Source organism: Sebaldella sp. S0638, assembly GCF_024158605.1.
In the GTDB taxonomy this organism is placed as follows: Bacteria; Fusobacteriota; Fusobacteriia; order Fusobacteriales; family Leptotrichiaceae; genus Sebaldella.
The window spans coordinates 1-15673 of sequence record NZ_JAMZGM010000020.1 but is presented as its reverse complement, the minus strand read 5'-3'; the positions used below and the strand labels follow the sequence as shown (position 1 = coordinate 15673).

The following is a 15673-nucleotide window of genomic DNA, read 5'->3' as shown; positions in this document are numbered from 1 at the left end:
AATAAATCTATAATTAATTACATTCGTTAGTTTAACATATTTCAATATAAAATAACAGTTCTGTCAATTAAATAAATATAAAAATACCGATTTTCGGGGAAAATCCCAAAAATCGGTACTATATATTCTATTTCAGATTTTATTTACATCAGGATTCATAAAAGTATCACTGGAATCTTCACTATTTGAAGAAAATCCGCTGACCCCCGCACCTTTTATTCCCTGCTCTGAACCAGTATCTTATATTAGGAGCTGTTGTATACTGTTTTATTCCAATACCCCGCCTTTTATATTTTCAGATATTTCTCTATCCATACAGTTTTATCACTCCCATAAAATTATGATTTTATCTGTAAAGCCCTGATTTGTCTATTGATGAAAATAATTTCATCTTATGATTTATGACTTTCTGGGCTTCTGTTATACATTCAGGATATATTACATTCGGGTCCCATAATTCTGTAGTGCTTAAAATTTCCCGTGCTTTTTTAAAATATGCATATTTCATATCACTTGAAATATTTATTTTGCTTACTCCGAGCCTTACTGACTCTGCTATTTCACTGTCAGGATTCGCAGAACCTCCATGAAGTACCAGAGGAATATCAGTTGCCTCTCTTATTTTTTTCAAAATATCCAGCTGCAGCTCCGATTTCACATCTTTAGGATATATCCCGTGTGCAGTCCCTATTGCTACTGCGAGAGTATCCACTCCTGTTCTCGTGACAAAGTCCTTTGCCTGTTCAGGATCAGTATATGTAATCTTACTGACTCCGCCTTCCACAGAATTACCAGTCTGCCCTATAGTCCCCAGTTCTCCTTCTACGGAAACCCCCGCTGCATGTGCTATCTCCGTCACTCTTTTTGTGATACTTACATTTTCCTCATACGGCAGTGTTGAACCGTCTATCATAACCGAAGTAAATCCACATTTAATTGCTCTCACTATTTCTTCCATATTCCCGCCATGATCCAAATGTATAACAAGGGGTACATTACTTACATATGCTCTGTGCTTTACATATGATATAAATTCATCAGTAACAAATTCAAGTTCTGTGGGATGAATCGCTATTATTGCCGGTGATTTTGCCCTTTCCGCTTCTTCTACCACTGCTCTCAAAAATGTACTGTCTGCCACGTTAAACGCCCCTACTGCAAATTTATTTTTTTGTGCTGTTTCCAGTAATTCTTTCATTGTTAGTAACATATTTTCATCTCCTTATTTTTTTATTTATTTAAAAAGCCGCCTCTTTTATTATTTCTTCTGCCCGTCCCTCTGAACCTGAAAATGCAAGATATCTTATTATCTCTTCCTTACATGCCTTTTCCATTTTTATCATCAGTTTAAATAAATCAGCATCAGGGTTTCCCATTAATTCTTCATATATTTTCTTTCTTCCTGCTTTGAATATATCTGCCCCTACATTGATTTTATTAATCCCGCAGGAAACTGCTTTTCTGAGTCCTTCCCCGTCTGCACCGCTTCCGCCGTGTAAAACCAGCGGTTTTCCGGTAATATTTTTTATTTTCTTGATAAGCTCAAAATTAATCTTGGGAACTACTCCCTCTTTATAAAGACCGTGAGCTGTTCCACAGGAAACTGCCAGAGCATCTATTCCGGTTTTCTCAAAAAACTCTTTTGTTTCACTCGGATCAGTATAAAGCTCTTTTTGATTTTCACAGTTATATGAGCTTCCTGAACCGATATGACCTAACTCACCCTCCACGCTGAGACCCGCTGCTTTGGCAAGCCGCACCACTTCGCCGGTAATTTCTATATTTTCTGCAAACGGTTTATTGCTTGCATCTATCATCAAAGAAGTGAATCCATGCCTGAGTGCATAAACACAAGAATCATAATCTTTTCCATGATCAAGATTTAATGCTGCAGGAATATTTTTATTTTTCACCAGTTCTTCTGTTATAGGTGCAATTAATTCAGCCTTTGCATGTTCCTGAAAATGATCCTGCACTATATTTATGATTATCGGTGCTCTTTTTTCTTCTGCTGCTTTCACTGCAGCTCTCACAGTTTCCATATTAAAGCAATTTACAGCCAATACTGCATAATTATTTTTATTGGCATTATTTAGCATTTCTTTCATTGAAACATACATTTTTACCGCTCCTATCCGCTAATAACGATATTTGATAAATCTACTTCTTTTTCATCGTCAGAAATAATTTCATCTTCCGGATTTACTCTTTTCTTTACAATAACCAGTAAAACAGCAGTTACGACAGTACCGCTTAATAAAGCGATTACTGCTCCTAATGGATTACTCATAGCCGGAATAACAAATATTCCGCCAGATGGCACCTTACTTCCCACCCCTAATGAAAAACTAATTGCACCTGTTACTCCACAACCAATTGAAGTGCAAAAAACAGTTCTCAACAAATCATTCATAGCAATTGGGATAACTCCTTCAGAAATCATACATAATCCCATTGGAAATGCTACTTTAATATTTTCAACTTCTGTGTTTTTATAAATATTTTTTTTCAAAACTCTGGAAAGAACAAGAGATAACGCTACCCCTAACGGCGGAACCATAGCTGCCAATACTTTAATCGCTTCCGGCTCAGTAATACCTTCTAATAATAATCCATCACAAATTAAATTCGGAACTTTACTAATAGGCCCTCCATAATCAATACAGCCTAATCCGCCGATAATAAATCCATATAAAATTTTAGCTGAACTGTCAAGCCCGACAATAAAATTTGTTAATCCGTTTGTAATCCATACAATTGGTGTCCCGACTACAAAATACATCAGCAGTCCGCCGATAATAGCAGATAACGTCGGAATAATCATCATCGGCATTAATGCCTGTGCCCACTTTGGAACTTTTAGATATTTTTTAATTGCCAATGCAATATATCCAACAAAATATCCTCCAATCATCCCTCCTAAAAATCCCGCACCAAGAAACGAAGCAATTTGCCCCATTAAAAATCCGGGTGCTATTCCGGGACGGTCAGCAATACTATATGCGATATAACCTGAGATGAACGAAGGCAGTAACCCCATCCCAAATACTCCAAGTGATGTTAATGCACTGGGAATTGTCATTTTTTCTATATCTGTAACAACTTCCCCGCCCATTAAATTACCAATTGCAATAAGAAGCCCTGATGCCACTACAAGCGGAAGCATATACGATATGGCTGTTAATGCATGTTTTTTTAACTCCTGACCTATATTCTTCATATTTTTCCTCCTTTATTTTCCTAATTCTTCTTCAATCTTTTTAATTAATTGTTTTGATGATTTAATGCAGACACTAGTTGGAATTTCAATTGTTTTCTTTCCTTTAAAACGTTCTTTTCCTGACACTGCAATATCTGCTGCAATAATAACAATATCTGCGTCTGCGATATCCTGACTTGTTAATTCTTCTTCTGTTCCAATAGTACCCTGCGTTTCAATGTGAACTTCATGTCCAGCCTCTTGTGCAGCACGTATCAATTTTTCTTTTGCAATATAAGTATGTGCTATTCCTGACGTACATGCAGCTATCCCTACTATTTTCATAAGTTTCCTCCCTGTTTTTTTGATTACTGTTTTATTTTTTTTCCCTGAATAACTCCATTATTTCTTTTGGATTTTCTTTAGTCAGAAGTTTTTCAGTGATATCATCATCAGCAAGCGCTTCTGCCACCTGAGAAAGCAGTTTTATATGTGTTGTTGTTTTATCCACTGCTCTTACTGCAAACAAAATAATACATTTTACCGGCTTTCCGTCCAGAGTTTCCCATTCTACAGTATTGTTCGTCCTTCCTATTGCAAGTGAAGTCTTTAGTACACTTTCAGATTTCCCGTGCGGAATAGCTATATAATTCCCCAGTCCTGTCTGTCCTTCCGCTTCTCTCTTATAAACATCCTTAAGAAACCCCTCTTTTGAATCAATAATGTTTTCGTTAAAGAGCAGATCTGTTAGTTCACTCAAGACCTCGTCCTTGTTTCTTCCCTTTAGATTCAAATTAATAGTTTTCTCATTAATCACTTTTGTTATATCCATATATGTCCTTTCCGCTATCTTCATATGCAAAGATTTCATGGGTTTCAAAATATTTGTACCCTTCCGGTCTGAATATTCAGGCTGTAAAATATCAAAGTAACAGAAATAGCCCTGAATCTCATCCCTCACCAGCTTGTTCATATGTCAAAATATAAATAAGGCAGGATACTAATTTAAATTTATTAATTCGCAGATTTCATTGGTATTTCTGCAATAACATATTTTTTTCAGCAGTTCTTTGTTATTATAAAGTTCAAATATTTCCTTTAATAATTGTCTGTGTACTTCATCATTATCCTTAACCCCGATTATTATATCCGCTTTGTATTCCCCTGAAGTATTGCTTTTTATTCTGAAACCTATACGTGTTTTTGTTACTATTTCTTTTTTTATAAGGTATACAGAAAAGTTTTTATTAATATGTGTTTCAGAAATATACTCATTGATGTTTCTTTTATCCAGATAATTTTCATTTATAATTTTTTTTATTAATTTCTTTACACTGGTTTTTTCTGAAAAAATTTCATTCTCTATCTGAATATATTTTTTATTTAAAAACTTTTTTATTACCTTAAATGAAAAAACAGTATTTTTACTCTTCAATGCATTTTTCAGGTATATTTCGGTTACATTCCGCACATCAGCTTCGTTAAATAATGCCGTTACATATGCTACAGGCATGCCTGTATCCGAGATATTTATTGTAGAAATTATAAGATCAATATTTTCCAGATCATATCCTGCTTTCAGCCGTCCTGTAGATATTACGTCTACAATATCCCATTCAGGAAATGAATTTCTTATACGTCCTCTCAGCAAATGCGACGATCCCACTCCGCTTGAACATACCACCAGTACTTTTTTCTGTTTCATATTCTGCTCTATTGCAGCCTGAAAATAAAATGTAAGATATCCTATTTCATCAGGACTGATAATTCTTATGTCATATTTTTCCATCGTATCAAGCGTTACAAGCCCCACCAGTCCGTAAATCGCGGAAAATTCCTTTTTTATATCTTCCAGAATGGGATTTTTTATGCTTATATTATATTTCAATCTGTTCATCATAGCTTTCAGATGCAGAATCAGACTTTCATACAGCTGATTATCAGGTTTTAATTTAAAATCCGCTATTTCTGAAATTTTCCCTATTATTTCTCCTGCTATATCCATTATTACAGGACTGGTATCAAGCAAAAACCCGCTTTTATCAGTTCCAGCATTGCTGATTTCCATACCTGAGGAAATGAGATACTGATATATAAAATAAATTTCCTCATCGTGTACTTCTATTTTAAAAGTTTCAGATATTTTCTCTGCCATTTCCTGTGATATACTGTGAATTCTTTCATCAGTTTTTCTGGCATCGGTTTTTATTTTATTTTCATACTGGATATTTCCGTGTCTGAGTCTTTTTATCAGTATCAATACATGTGTTATCATATTTATGTAGTATATTTCACCCATTTTGTAATTTAGCTGTTGTTCTGTCTCCTTTAGAATCTCTGCGACTGCCTCTACATCCTCTCTTCCAAACTGCCCGAAGAGTTCATGCAGATTTTCATCATCAAGCCTGGATTCCCTTGTTCCGTGCTTATTTTCATGATTTACAGCTATAAGCTCGTTTATTATTCCCAGAATAGCTTTTCTTATATTCATTTCCGAGCCGGTAAGCATAGTTCCGTTTTTATTTCTTTCGAGCCGGAGATCATATTGTTTTATACAGTCTTCTATATATTTCAGATCATTTACTATAGAAGCCCTGCTTATATAATATTTTTCCGATAACTGCTGTATAGAATAGGCCTTTGGGGAATTGCTCAAAAATTCTGTAAGTATTTTTTGTCTCCTGTGTTCTGTGGACATATAATCATTTTTATTTTCTTTTCCTATATGAAGTTCAAAATTCAGTTTCATTTTCTGCTCTTTTGTAATCTTGAGCTTTATTCCTGTCCCCGGCCGTTTTTCCAAAAATATATATCTGCTGCTCAGGTATTCCTCTATTGTTTTCAATTCTCTGTAAACAGTTTTCTCTGATACCCTTATATTTTCTGCAATATTTTTTACGGGTATATAATTTGTTTTATCCATGAGATATATAATAATCTCTTTTTGTCTTGATAATAACGAATGCATTCAGACTTCACCTCCTGACTTTTTTATATACCTAAATGTTAACACTATTTTCCCTTATGGAAAATACTAATTGCTGTCCACAAGTATACAGACTTTTTATGCTGTATTTTTGCTCAGTCATTCTCAAACAATATAAAGAGAGATTTTTTTCATACTTTTTAAAATAAAATCTTATGATAAAAATTTTATGTTTTGCTTTTTTTTACCAAATAAAAAACCATTTCAAAACAAAATGAACTGATAAAATAAACAGATTTTTATATTTTCATCTGATATTTTATAAATTATTTTATTCTGAAATGGTTTTTTTATTATGTTCTGTATTTATTTTAAAAGCTTTATCTTATTGTTTTCGAGTGATTCTATTCTTACCAGTGATAAAATAGGTATATTTGCTTCTTCCACATACTTACGCCCGTTTTGAAAGGCCTTTTCAATTACGATTCCCACTCCTGCTATATTAGCGCCAATCTGTTTTGTTATATCTATAAGCCCTCTGATTACCTCGCCCTTAGCTAGAAAATCATCAATAATCAGTATATTATCCTCAGGTTTTATGTAATCCTTTGAAACAGCTATAGTATTTTTCTCCCCTTTAGTGTAAGAATTTACTTCTGTTGTTACAAGCCCGTCATTTAATGTCAGAGATAATTTTTTTCTGGCAAAAACAACCGGTACGCCTAAATGAAGTGCTGTAAATACTGCCGGAGCTATTCCCGATGATTCCACGGTTACTACTCTGGTAATATTTTTATCCTTAAAATACTCAGCGAACTCTTCCCCCACTTTAGCCATCAGTTCTGCGTCTATCTGATGATTCAAAAACGAATCTACCTTTAGGATAGATCCTGGTAAAACCCTTCCTTCTGATAATATCTTATCTTCTAGTAACTGCATTTTATCCTCCCAATAAAAATTTATTTCATCCATTATAACACAATAAGTAATTTTTTTGTGTAAAATCTTAGAAAATAATTTTTTATTTTATACAAACAAAAAAATTGTATAATAAATTTTCATTTACGATTTATCTATTTTAAAAATCAAAAATTCCGGACTTTTTATCTTATCAGTATAGCAACTCTTTCAAATCTGAGTTTCTCATTCATTTTTAATATTTTCTGCCCTAACTGCTAAAATCTTCATCAATTTTTATGTTTCATACTATCCCTTCCCTGCCGTTCTTACTGCCGTTATATACGATACATTATGATCTCTAAATATTTTCTTATATAATTTCTGCTGAAAATACTGATTTTCCCTTTAAATAAAAAGCCCTTCACTATTTTGAAGAGCTGTTAAATTAAATTAGCGGGCTGTATATCGATATTTCTGCTTCTTTTGAGCATTTCTCACCTATTTTAGGCAAAAGTTCCACAAAATGTTTACTTTTCATATGTGCATCAAGATGCTCCTTTGACTCCCATTTTTCAATTATTATAATTTCATCTGGAGAATTATTGCTTAAGTATGATCTATATTCTATGCATCCATCTTCCTGATTAGTTTTTTCAATTAATTCCCTGAGTATGTGTTCTGCTTCTTTTAATTTTCCGTCCTTAAAATACATTTTTGCCGTAACTACTACCATTTCCAATACCTCCTGCATGTTTTTTATTTAGTATAACATATAAACCATTTTTCAACTACTGGTTTTCCCGGAAATATTTCCTTCATCTTTTCGAAAGTATGATATTTTCAATATTTACAGGCATCAAAAAATCTCATTGACAAAAAATGAAAAATGAGCGATAATTAAGTGGTACGGACAACATGACAATTTTACTAAAATATATGCCGTAATTTTGGCAGAAAAGGAAAAGTATGAAATTAAAAAACTCTAAGTTACCTCTTTACCACCAGCTGGCTGAAAAAATTACAGAGGAAATAAAAGATAACAATCTGGCAGAAGATGAAAAAATTCCTTCTGAAAGAGAGTACTGTGAAAAATATAAAGTGAGCAGATCCACAGTACGTGAAGCTGTAAAATATCTTGAACAGACAGGATATCTATACAGAATTCAAGGAAAAGGAACCTTTGTATCGCCTAAAATGATGAAGCAAAATCTTCTTGAATTTTACAGTTTTACAGAAGAAATGAAAAAACTCGGAAAGACACCTTCCTCTATAATCAAATCATTTAAAGTTATTACAGCTGACAAAGAAACCGCTAAAAAACTGAATATTCAGAATGAGAGTAAAATTTATTATCTGGAGCGGATCAGACTTGCAGATGATACACCTATTATGTTAGAAAAAACATTTTTACCTGCATCAAGATTTCCCAGACTCTCAAAGAATGATTTTGTGAAAAACCCTATGTATACAGTTTTTATTAATGAATATAATGTGACTTTTGAAAAAGCAGTCGAAAAATTTTCAGTAGCACACCCTACAGGAGATATATCGAAAAAGCTTCTTCTTACATCTAATATTCCCTGTATAAAACTGGAACGTACAACATATGAAAAAGAAAAAATCATTGAATATACAGTAGGAATTATCAGAGGTGACAGATTTCAGTTTGAAGTAATTCTGGACAATAACAGGAAGCACTTTTAAAACATTTATTTTTATCTTATCGAATTTTTTATAGGAGGAAGCCATGGAATTAAAATATGAAACAATTAAAGAGATCAAACAGCAGAAAAAATTGTGGATTGAACTGCTTGATTCTCTAAACTTAAAAAACGGGGAGATTAAAGATTTTTTGAATTCAGTAAATGCAGATAAAAGAAAAATTATTTTTACCGGTGCGGGAACTTCTGAATTTGTAGGAAATACACTTTTACCTAATATGAAAGATAATTTTCGTTCTGTAGCCACTACAGATATTGTAGAAAATCCTGAAACATATTTTAAAAAAGATGATAAAATTCTGCTCGTTTCTTTCGCAAGATCTGGTAACAGCCCCGAAAGTCTTGCAGCTGTTGATCTTGCAGATCAGCTTGTGGACGATATCGCCCACTTTGTAATTACATGCAGTGAAGAAGGAGTCCTTGCACAAAATTCCAAAAACAAGAAAAAAGCTTATGTATGGTATACTCCTAAGGCTTCTAATGACAAAGGTTTTGCCATGACAAGCAGTTTTACATGTATGCTTCTGAGCGGACTTTATATTTTTGGAAACATTGAAAAGACAGAATTAAGAACTATGATAGAAAATACAATAAAAGAAATAGAGAATCAGGAAATGAATTTTGAAAAATATGTAAAAGAACTTATCAGTCTGGATATAGAAAGAATTGTATATCTTGGAAGCGGAACATTAAGAGCTCTTGCTGAGGAAGCTACTCTAAAATGTCTTGAGCTTACCGGGGGAAAACTGAATGTTTTTTATAATTCGCCGTTAAGTTTCAGACACGGACCAAAATCAATTGTTAATGAAAAAACTCTGGTAATAAATCTGATGTCTAACTGTGATTATACAAGAAAATATGAAATAGACCTTATTAAGCAGATGCGGGATGAAAAAAGCAAAAAATATATGGCTGCACTTGATGTAAAACACGATAAAGAGATAGAATCAAGTATAGCTTATTATATTTCATTTAATAATTCTACACTTGCAGAATATCCTGACATTATCAATGCTTTTATCTACATATATTTTGCTCAGCTTTTGGCATACTGCAAATCCGAAAGCCTTGGATTCAACCCTGATAACCCTTGTCCTTCTGGCGAAGTAAGCAGAGTTGTGCACGGAGTTATAATTTATCCATATGAAAAAAAATAAATAAGTATATATAAAAATCAGAACCTGCTCTCCTAAAAGAAAGTATGGTTCTGGTTTTTTGTTAATTTACCGCTTCTGTATCTGATATTCATATACTATTTTGACTTTCTTCGGCTTGCCATGTCTTTTTCCACATATCCCTTGATTTCTTCTCTTGAGAGGTCTCTATGTTTATTCATATCTGCGTAATTATCCATCCCCCACTCCAAAAATTGATTATAATATTTTTCATAAATTTCCGGTTTTGATTTTTCAAAAGTCATAAGAGATCTGTAATATAAATTTCTATCTTCATCTGTAAAAGAAGAAAACTTTTTATTTTCCTGCATAAAAGCCAGCTGTTCTTTATTAAATGTTGATTTTCTGATATTATCTCCGTATTGTACTATTCCCATTCCTATAAAAGCCACTGCTAAAAGAATAATTCTTTTTTTCCAAGTCCAGCTTTTCAGTATTACTTGGGAATAAATTCCCCATATAATTATTGCTGCTATTATAATTATACCAATGATCATGATAAAATTCATTTTTCCTCCTGAAATATTTTTTTATTTTAGTTACTAAATTTATCATAATTATACATATATGTCAATTTTTTCTGATATATGTATAATTTTAAAGAAAAACTATTATTCTAATCTAAACAGAAAAAACCGGATTCATTCATATAAAATCCGGTTTTTTCATCTATATTACTTTTATACATACTTATTTTATTTCAGTGCATTCAGCCCTGCGAGGTTTAAGAAGTTCCAAGGCTTATTAAAGTGCGGCTGGAAGAAGAAATCTATAAATGCAAGTTCATCAATAGTCATATTATTTTGTATGCATACTGATATTGTATTTATTGACTGAGTGAGATCCGCTTTTGAGTTCAGCTGCGCTCCTATTATTCTTCTTGACCCTTTTTCAAAAACAACTTTTAATGTTACTTTTTCATATGTAGGCATAAATTCAGGTCTGTAGTTATCCACAGCATAAACTATATCCACATCAATTCCTTTTTTCTTAGCCTCTTCTTCTGTGATTCCTGTAGATGCCATATTATTTTCATATATTTTAATTCCTGAAGTTCCCTGTGTTCCCGGATGCTTTATTTTGTCTCCTTCAAGGTTAATTGCAGCAAGTGTTCCCATTCTTACAGCATTTGTAGCAAGAGGTATATACATATATTCTCTTGTAGGATTGTAGTAAACAGAACAGCAGTCTCCGGCAGCCATTACATCTTTATCACTTGTTCTCATATACTCATCTACTTTTATAGCTCCATTTGGAAGCATATCAAGCTGTCCTTTGAATATATCTGTGTTTGGTCTGAAACCTACACTCATTATTACCATATCAGCTTCATATGTATTTTTATCAGTGATTACTCTTTTTACAGTTCCGTTTTCACCTTCGAATTTTACTACTTTTTCAGATACAGCTATTGTTATTCCATGTTCTTTGAATGTTTTTTCCGCTACATCAGTAAAGTCTTTATCCAGATATTTGCTCAAAATTCTATCCTCTGCATCTATAAGGACTACTTCTTTTCCTTCCTCTCTGAATGCTTCAACCAGTTCCACACCTATATATCCCGCTCCCACTACTACTACTTTCTTTGAGCTTTTAGCTGTTTCGATAATTTCATTTGAGTGATTAAAATTTTTAGAAAGCAGGATATTATCCATATCTATTCCTTCTATTCTTGGAATAATAGGCCAAGAACCAGAAGTAATTATTAATTTATCAAAAGCTTCTTCAAATTCCAGTCCTGTATCCAGATTTTTGACTACAGCTTTTTTTCCTTTTATGTCAATACTGACAACGTCATGTTTCATCTTTGTATTTACATTTAGTTCTTTCAATTTTTCAGGCGAACAATAAAACAATCCCTGCGGATCTTTTACTACTCCGCCTACATATAATGCAATTCCACAAGATAGAAATGATATATTGTCATTTCTTTCAAAAACTGTTATATCTGCATCAGGGTTTATTCTTTTGGCATTTAATATTGCAGCTGTTCCCGCATGTGTGCATCCTACTACTACTATTTTCATATTTACATCTCCCTTTTGTGAAAAATTTACTTTTTTATTTTATACATATCTCATTGATTATTTATAGCTTTATTTTACAACATTTTATAAAATTGTCAAGTGAAGAAAATAATTTGATAATCAAATGAAACTATTTTTTCATAAATCAAATTTCACTTTTTCGGATATTTTTCAAAATTTCACGAACAATATGACTTGCCTTATTATTTTTAAGATTTTGGGAGCTTATACTGTTTTTCCAATATTTGCTTCCTTTTGCATTATGAAAAAGCCCGAGTGTATGCCGCATAAACAAATGTGTTCTTTCACCATTTCTTTCCAAGTTTTCCAGATAAGGTATCATCTTTTCCAGAATCTCATCTCTGGTAATATTCTCATTGCCGTTATTATAAAATGAGTTAACTTCTGCAAGAAACATGGGATTATCATAAAATTCCCTTCCAATCATGACACCATCCACATGTTCAAGATGTTTTTCTATATCTTCTTTTGTTTTTATGCCGCCGTTTATTTCGATCTGCATATGAGGCTTTTCAGCTTTCAGTCTGTATACTTCATCATATCTGAGAGGAGGAATTTCTCTGTTCTGCTTGGGATCAAGCCCGGCAAGAACGGCTATTCTTGCATGTATAGTATATCTGTCCGGTTCCGCTTTCTCTATGATATTAACAAAATTCAACATATCTTCATATTTCTCAAAAAGTGTTTTCCCCATATTATCCGGAAGTATTCCCTTGCCGTCTATACCTATTCTATGCTTTATAGTAACAGTTTTTTTTGTAGCTTCCTTCATTGCATTCAAAACATCCAGAACAAGTTCAGGATAAGCCATAAGACATGCTCCCATCATATTTCCCGAAACTCTGTCTGACGGACACCCTACATTCAGATTTATTTCGTCATAATTATATTCCTCAGCTATTTTTACTGCTTTATATGCATCTTCAGGAGTGGTAGCAGCTATCTGAAGCGCTATAGGGTGTTCTATTTCATCAAACCCCAGAATACGCTCCAGATCACCGTGTATAATTGCCTGTGCAGTGACCATTTCTGTATACAGCAGTACATCTTTATTTATCATACGGACAAAATTCCTAAAATATCTGTCTGTTTTATCTACCATGGGTGCCGCGCTTATTACAGGCTTTTTTATTTTCATTTTATTTCCTTTCACTAAACTGTTCACTCACAGTTATTTTTCCAAATATTCTTTTATCACTGTTGCCATTGTTTTAGCAGAAATTCTCAGACTTTCCTCGTCTATATTAAATTTGGGGTGATGATGCGGATACCATACATCCCCTTTTGGTCTAGCCCCTACATAATAGTATGACCCCGGAATTTTTTCCAGATAATAGGCCATATCTTCTGAGCCTGTTACCTGACCGCAGTCCACAAAGTCTTTCACTTCTGTAAGTCCGGAATTTTTTATGGCATTTACTACCAGTTCTGTCATTTCGGGATTATTAACTAAAACAGGATAGTCGTGTGAATAAATCAAATCATAAGTACATTTATAAGCTTTCATTATTCCATCCAGTATTGTCTCAAATTCTTCTTTTACCAGCTCTCTGACTTCACCTGACAGAGTTCTTACATCTCCTTCCAGCTCCACATGATCATTTATTACGTTAAAAGATCCTTTTCCATCAAAAGAACCGATAGTTACTACAGCTGTTTCCAGAGGATTCACTCTTCTGCTGACAATTGACTGTACTCCCACTACAAAGTGCGAAGCTGCCACTATAGGATCATTTGATAAATGAGGCATTGAACCATGACCGCCCTTACCGTTTATTCTCACTTTAAAATATGATCTTCCCGCCTGTGTAACTCCCGGATGATATCCTACAGTCCCGACAGGAGCCGTTGTCATCACATGAATACCGAATATCGCATCTGCATCATCCAAGATTCCTGATTCCATAATTGTTTTTGCTCCGCCCGGAGGTGTTTCTTCTGCGGGCTGGTGTACGAACTTTATTGTACCTTCTACATCATCTTTCATTCCTATTAATATATCTGCAAGCACCATCAGGTAAGCTGTATGCCCGTCATGCCCGCAGGCATGCATTACTCCCGGATTTTGTGATTTATATTCTATATCATTTTCTTCCTGAATGGGAAGCGCATCAAAATCTGCTCTCACAGCCACTGTTTTCCCCGCTTTATTTCCCTTCAGTGTTACTACAATTCCGTTCCCTCCGGCGATATTCGTGACTATATCCACATCTTTTCCTTTATAAAAATCAGCAATATATGCCGCAGTTTTTACTTCATGAAAAGAAAGTTCGGGATGCATATGAAGGTATCTTCTGATCTCCACTATCTCATCATATCTTTTGTCTATTTCCTGATAAACCTTTTTTATATCCAACATTTCTCTCAGCTCCTTTATTTATAATTTGTTACTTCTGTTATTTTATAAACATTATTTTCTTTTGTAATCTGAATAACAACAGCAGAATTATCACTTTCATCAATATATCTGAGAGCGTAAATTCCGTATCCTGAATCAGGATCATCCATAAAAAAATCTATCAAAAAACTCTCATAATCCAGATTATTCAGTATTTTTACAAATCCCGCCGGGTTCAATCCCTCATCTACAAGTAACCCCTGAATTTCACCTGTATTTATATCTTTTGAAAATGCAGACTTATAATTCGATACATTTATATTTTTATAATTTTTTATAAGTATATCTCTTGTGTCAAAGATATCTTTTACTGTTTCTTCTGCCTCTTTTTCGCTGCTTAATCTGAACCTGGATTCTTTCTGGTATGTTATAAGATTCTTGGCTGCTGTTTTATAATCTTTCTCATTTATATATTTCACAATATTTTCAGTTGTCATCTCCGGGAAAATAACAAAACTTATTAATAATACTCCCAAAAATATCAGTTTCTTCATTTTTCCTCCTAAAATTTTATCTTTTTGCTTAATATAAATAATACCTGAATTAACACCAAAAATCTAGTCCTTTAATAAAAAAACTGTAGACAAAAATAAATTTTTTCAAAAATCTTTTGTCTTTCTTTGATGCATGTACCTGATATTTTAAAAATATTTTCATTTCTCATTTTTTTATTTTTCTTACAAATAAAAAATAAGTATTATATAAGAAATTTCTTCTATACAATACTTATAATTATTTGATTTTTCTACATTTCATATTATTATTTATTCCAATTTTCTTTAATTACATAATTTAATTTTTCAGATAATTCTCATATATATCAAGCTCTGACCATTTCTCAATCTTTAAAACCTTGTAATATTGTTTTTTTCTCCGACTCTTAAAATAATAATATTTATTATCTGAATATATAAGTTCCAGTTTTTCAGATCCTAAATTAAACTCTAAATGATTTAACCTCTTTCTGCACACTATTTTATAGTATATTCCCTTCAATGTTCACCTCTTTTTCTATTTTGTAAAACTTAATATTAAATTTTTCTGTTTCTTTGGTGTGTTTTTCTAATACTTATATATTTTAGATTATATCGTTTTTCTTATGGCTTACCAGATTATTTTAAATCCGGCTTTTATTACCTGATCATCATTACCATCTAATAAGCCTTTATTGTATTCTCCATATAATTTCAACTCGTCTCTAAAGCTGTACTCTAATCCCAGTCCTGCATTTGTAATGGTCAAGCAAAATGGGAACATTAGGATCCAAAGAAATTGAATCTAGCCTGGTAAGGAGTAATAAACCCAT

Annotated in this window: 16 protein-coding genes; 2 read left to right on the top strand and 14 right to left on the bottom strand. The window is 32.9% G+C overall.

Features of this window, described 5'->3' with window-relative positions; genetic code table 11:
* Positions 1–346: 346 nt before the first annotated feature.
* The 8 genes from NK213_RS07585 to NK213_RS07550 form a co-directional block, all read right to left on the bottom strand.
* Complete coding sequence (locus NK213_RS07585; RefSeq protein ID WP_253348306.1) at positions 347–1210, bottom strand: ketose-bisphosphate aldolase; 864 nt, start codon at positions 1208–1210, stop codon at positions 347–349.
* 28 nt (positions 1211–1238) lie between these two features.
* Positions 1239–2120, bottom strand: a complete 882-nt coding sequence (locus NK213_RS07580) for a class II fructose-bisphosphate aldolase (protein WP_253348305.1) — start codon at positions 2118–2120, stop codon at positions 1239–1241.
* 11 nt (positions 2121–2131) lie between these two features.
* Positions 2132–3220, bottom strand: a complete 1089-nt coding sequence (locus tag NK213_RS07575) for a PTS fructose transporter subunit IIC (RefSeq protein WP_253348304.1) — start codon at positions 3218–3220, stop codon at positions 2132–2134.
* Between the two features lie 12 nt (positions 3221–3232).
* Positions 3233–3544 (bottom strand): PTS fructose transporter subunit IIB, encoded by a 312-nt coding sequence (locus tag NK213_RS07570; RefSeq protein WP_253348303.1) that lies wholly within the window; start codon positions 3542–3544, stop codon positions 3233–3235.
* A gap of 31 nt (positions 3545–3575) precedes the next feature.
* Positions 3576–4031: a PTS sugar transporter subunit IIA gene (locus tag NK213_RS07565; protein ID WP_253348302.1), complete on the bottom strand. Its 456-nt coding sequence runs from the start codon at positions 4029–4031 to the stop codon at positions 3576–3578.
* Positions 4032–4199: 168 nt separating this feature from the next.
* On the bottom strand, positions 4200–6167 hold the full coding sequence (locus tag NK213_RS07560) for a PRD domain-containing protein (protein WP_253348301.1): 1968 nt from the start codon (positions 6165–6167) through the stop codon (positions 4200–4202).
* Between the two features lie 324 nt (positions 6168–6491).
* Positions 6492–7064 carry a xanthine phosphoribosyltransferase gene (locus NK213_RS07555; protein ID WP_253348300.1) on the bottom strand — a complete coding sequence of 191 codons (573 nt, stop codon included), beginning with the start codon at positions 7062–7064 and terminating at the stop codon, positions 6492–6494.
* A gap of 406 nt (positions 7065–7470) precedes the next feature.
* The gene (locus NK213_RS07550; RefSeq protein ID WP_253348299.1) at positions 7471–7758 is read right to left on the bottom strand and encodes a putative quinol monooxygenase; all 288 of its coding nucleotides are present in this window, start codon (positions 7756–7758) and stop codon (positions 7471–7473) included.
* A 233-nt stretch (positions 7759–7991) separates the two neighbouring features.
* On the opposite strand from NK213_RS07550, the gene NK213_RS07545 reads away from it, so the two are divergent.
* On the top strand, positions 7992–8729 hold the full coding sequence (locus NK213_RS07545; RefSeq protein ID WP_253348298.1) for a GntR family transcriptional regulator: 738 nt from the start codon (positions 7992–7994) through the stop codon (positions 8727–8729).
* Between the two features lie 43 nt (positions 8730–8772).
* Positions 8773–9903: an SIS domain-containing protein gene (locus tag NK213_RS07540; protein ID WP_253348297.1), complete on the top strand. Its 1131-nt coding sequence runs from the start codon at positions 8773–8775 to the stop codon at positions 9901–9903.
* Positions 9904–9998: 95 nt separating this feature from the next.
* Here the strand turns inward: NK213_RS07540 and NK213_RS07535 are convergent, their stop codons facing one another.
* The 6 genes from NK213_RS07535 to NK213_RS07510 form a co-directional block, all read right to left on the bottom strand.
* Positions 9999–10430, bottom strand: a complete 432-nt coding sequence (locus tag NK213_RS07535; protein WP_253348296.1) for a hypothetical protein — start codon at positions 10428–10430, stop codon at positions 9999–10001.
* Positions 10431–10616: 186 nt separating this feature from the next.
* Positions 10617–11948: an FAD-dependent oxidoreductase gene (locus NK213_RS07530; RefSeq protein ID WP_253348295.1), complete on the bottom strand. Its 1332-nt coding sequence runs from the start codon at positions 11946–11948 to the stop codon at positions 10617–10619.
* A gap of 145 nt (positions 11949–12093) precedes the next feature.
* The gene (gene dusA, locus NK213_RS07525; RefSeq protein ID WP_253348294.1) at positions 12094–13107 is read right to left on the bottom strand and encodes a tRNA dihydrouridine(20/20a) synthase DusA; all 1014 of its coding nucleotides are present in this window, start codon (positions 13105–13107) and stop codon (positions 12094–12096) included.
* Between the two features lie 33 nt (positions 13108–13140).
* Positions 13141–14328, bottom strand: a complete 1188-nt coding sequence (locus NK213_RS07520; RefSeq protein ID WP_253348293.1) for an amidohydrolase — start codon at positions 14326–14328, stop codon at positions 13141–13143.
* A 14-nt stretch (positions 14329–14342) separates the two neighbouring features.
* On the bottom strand, positions 14343–14861 hold the full coding sequence (locus NK213_RS07515) for a hypothetical protein (protein ID WP_253348292.1): 519 nt from the start codon (positions 14859–14861) through the stop codon (positions 14343–14345).
* Between the two features lie 610 nt (positions 14862–15471).
* A complete protein-coding gene (locus NK213_RS07510) occupies positions 15472–15624 on the bottom strand; it encodes a hypothetical protein (protein ID WP_253348291.1) in 153 nt (50 codons plus the stop codon).
* Positions 15625–15673: the final 49 nt, after the last annotated feature.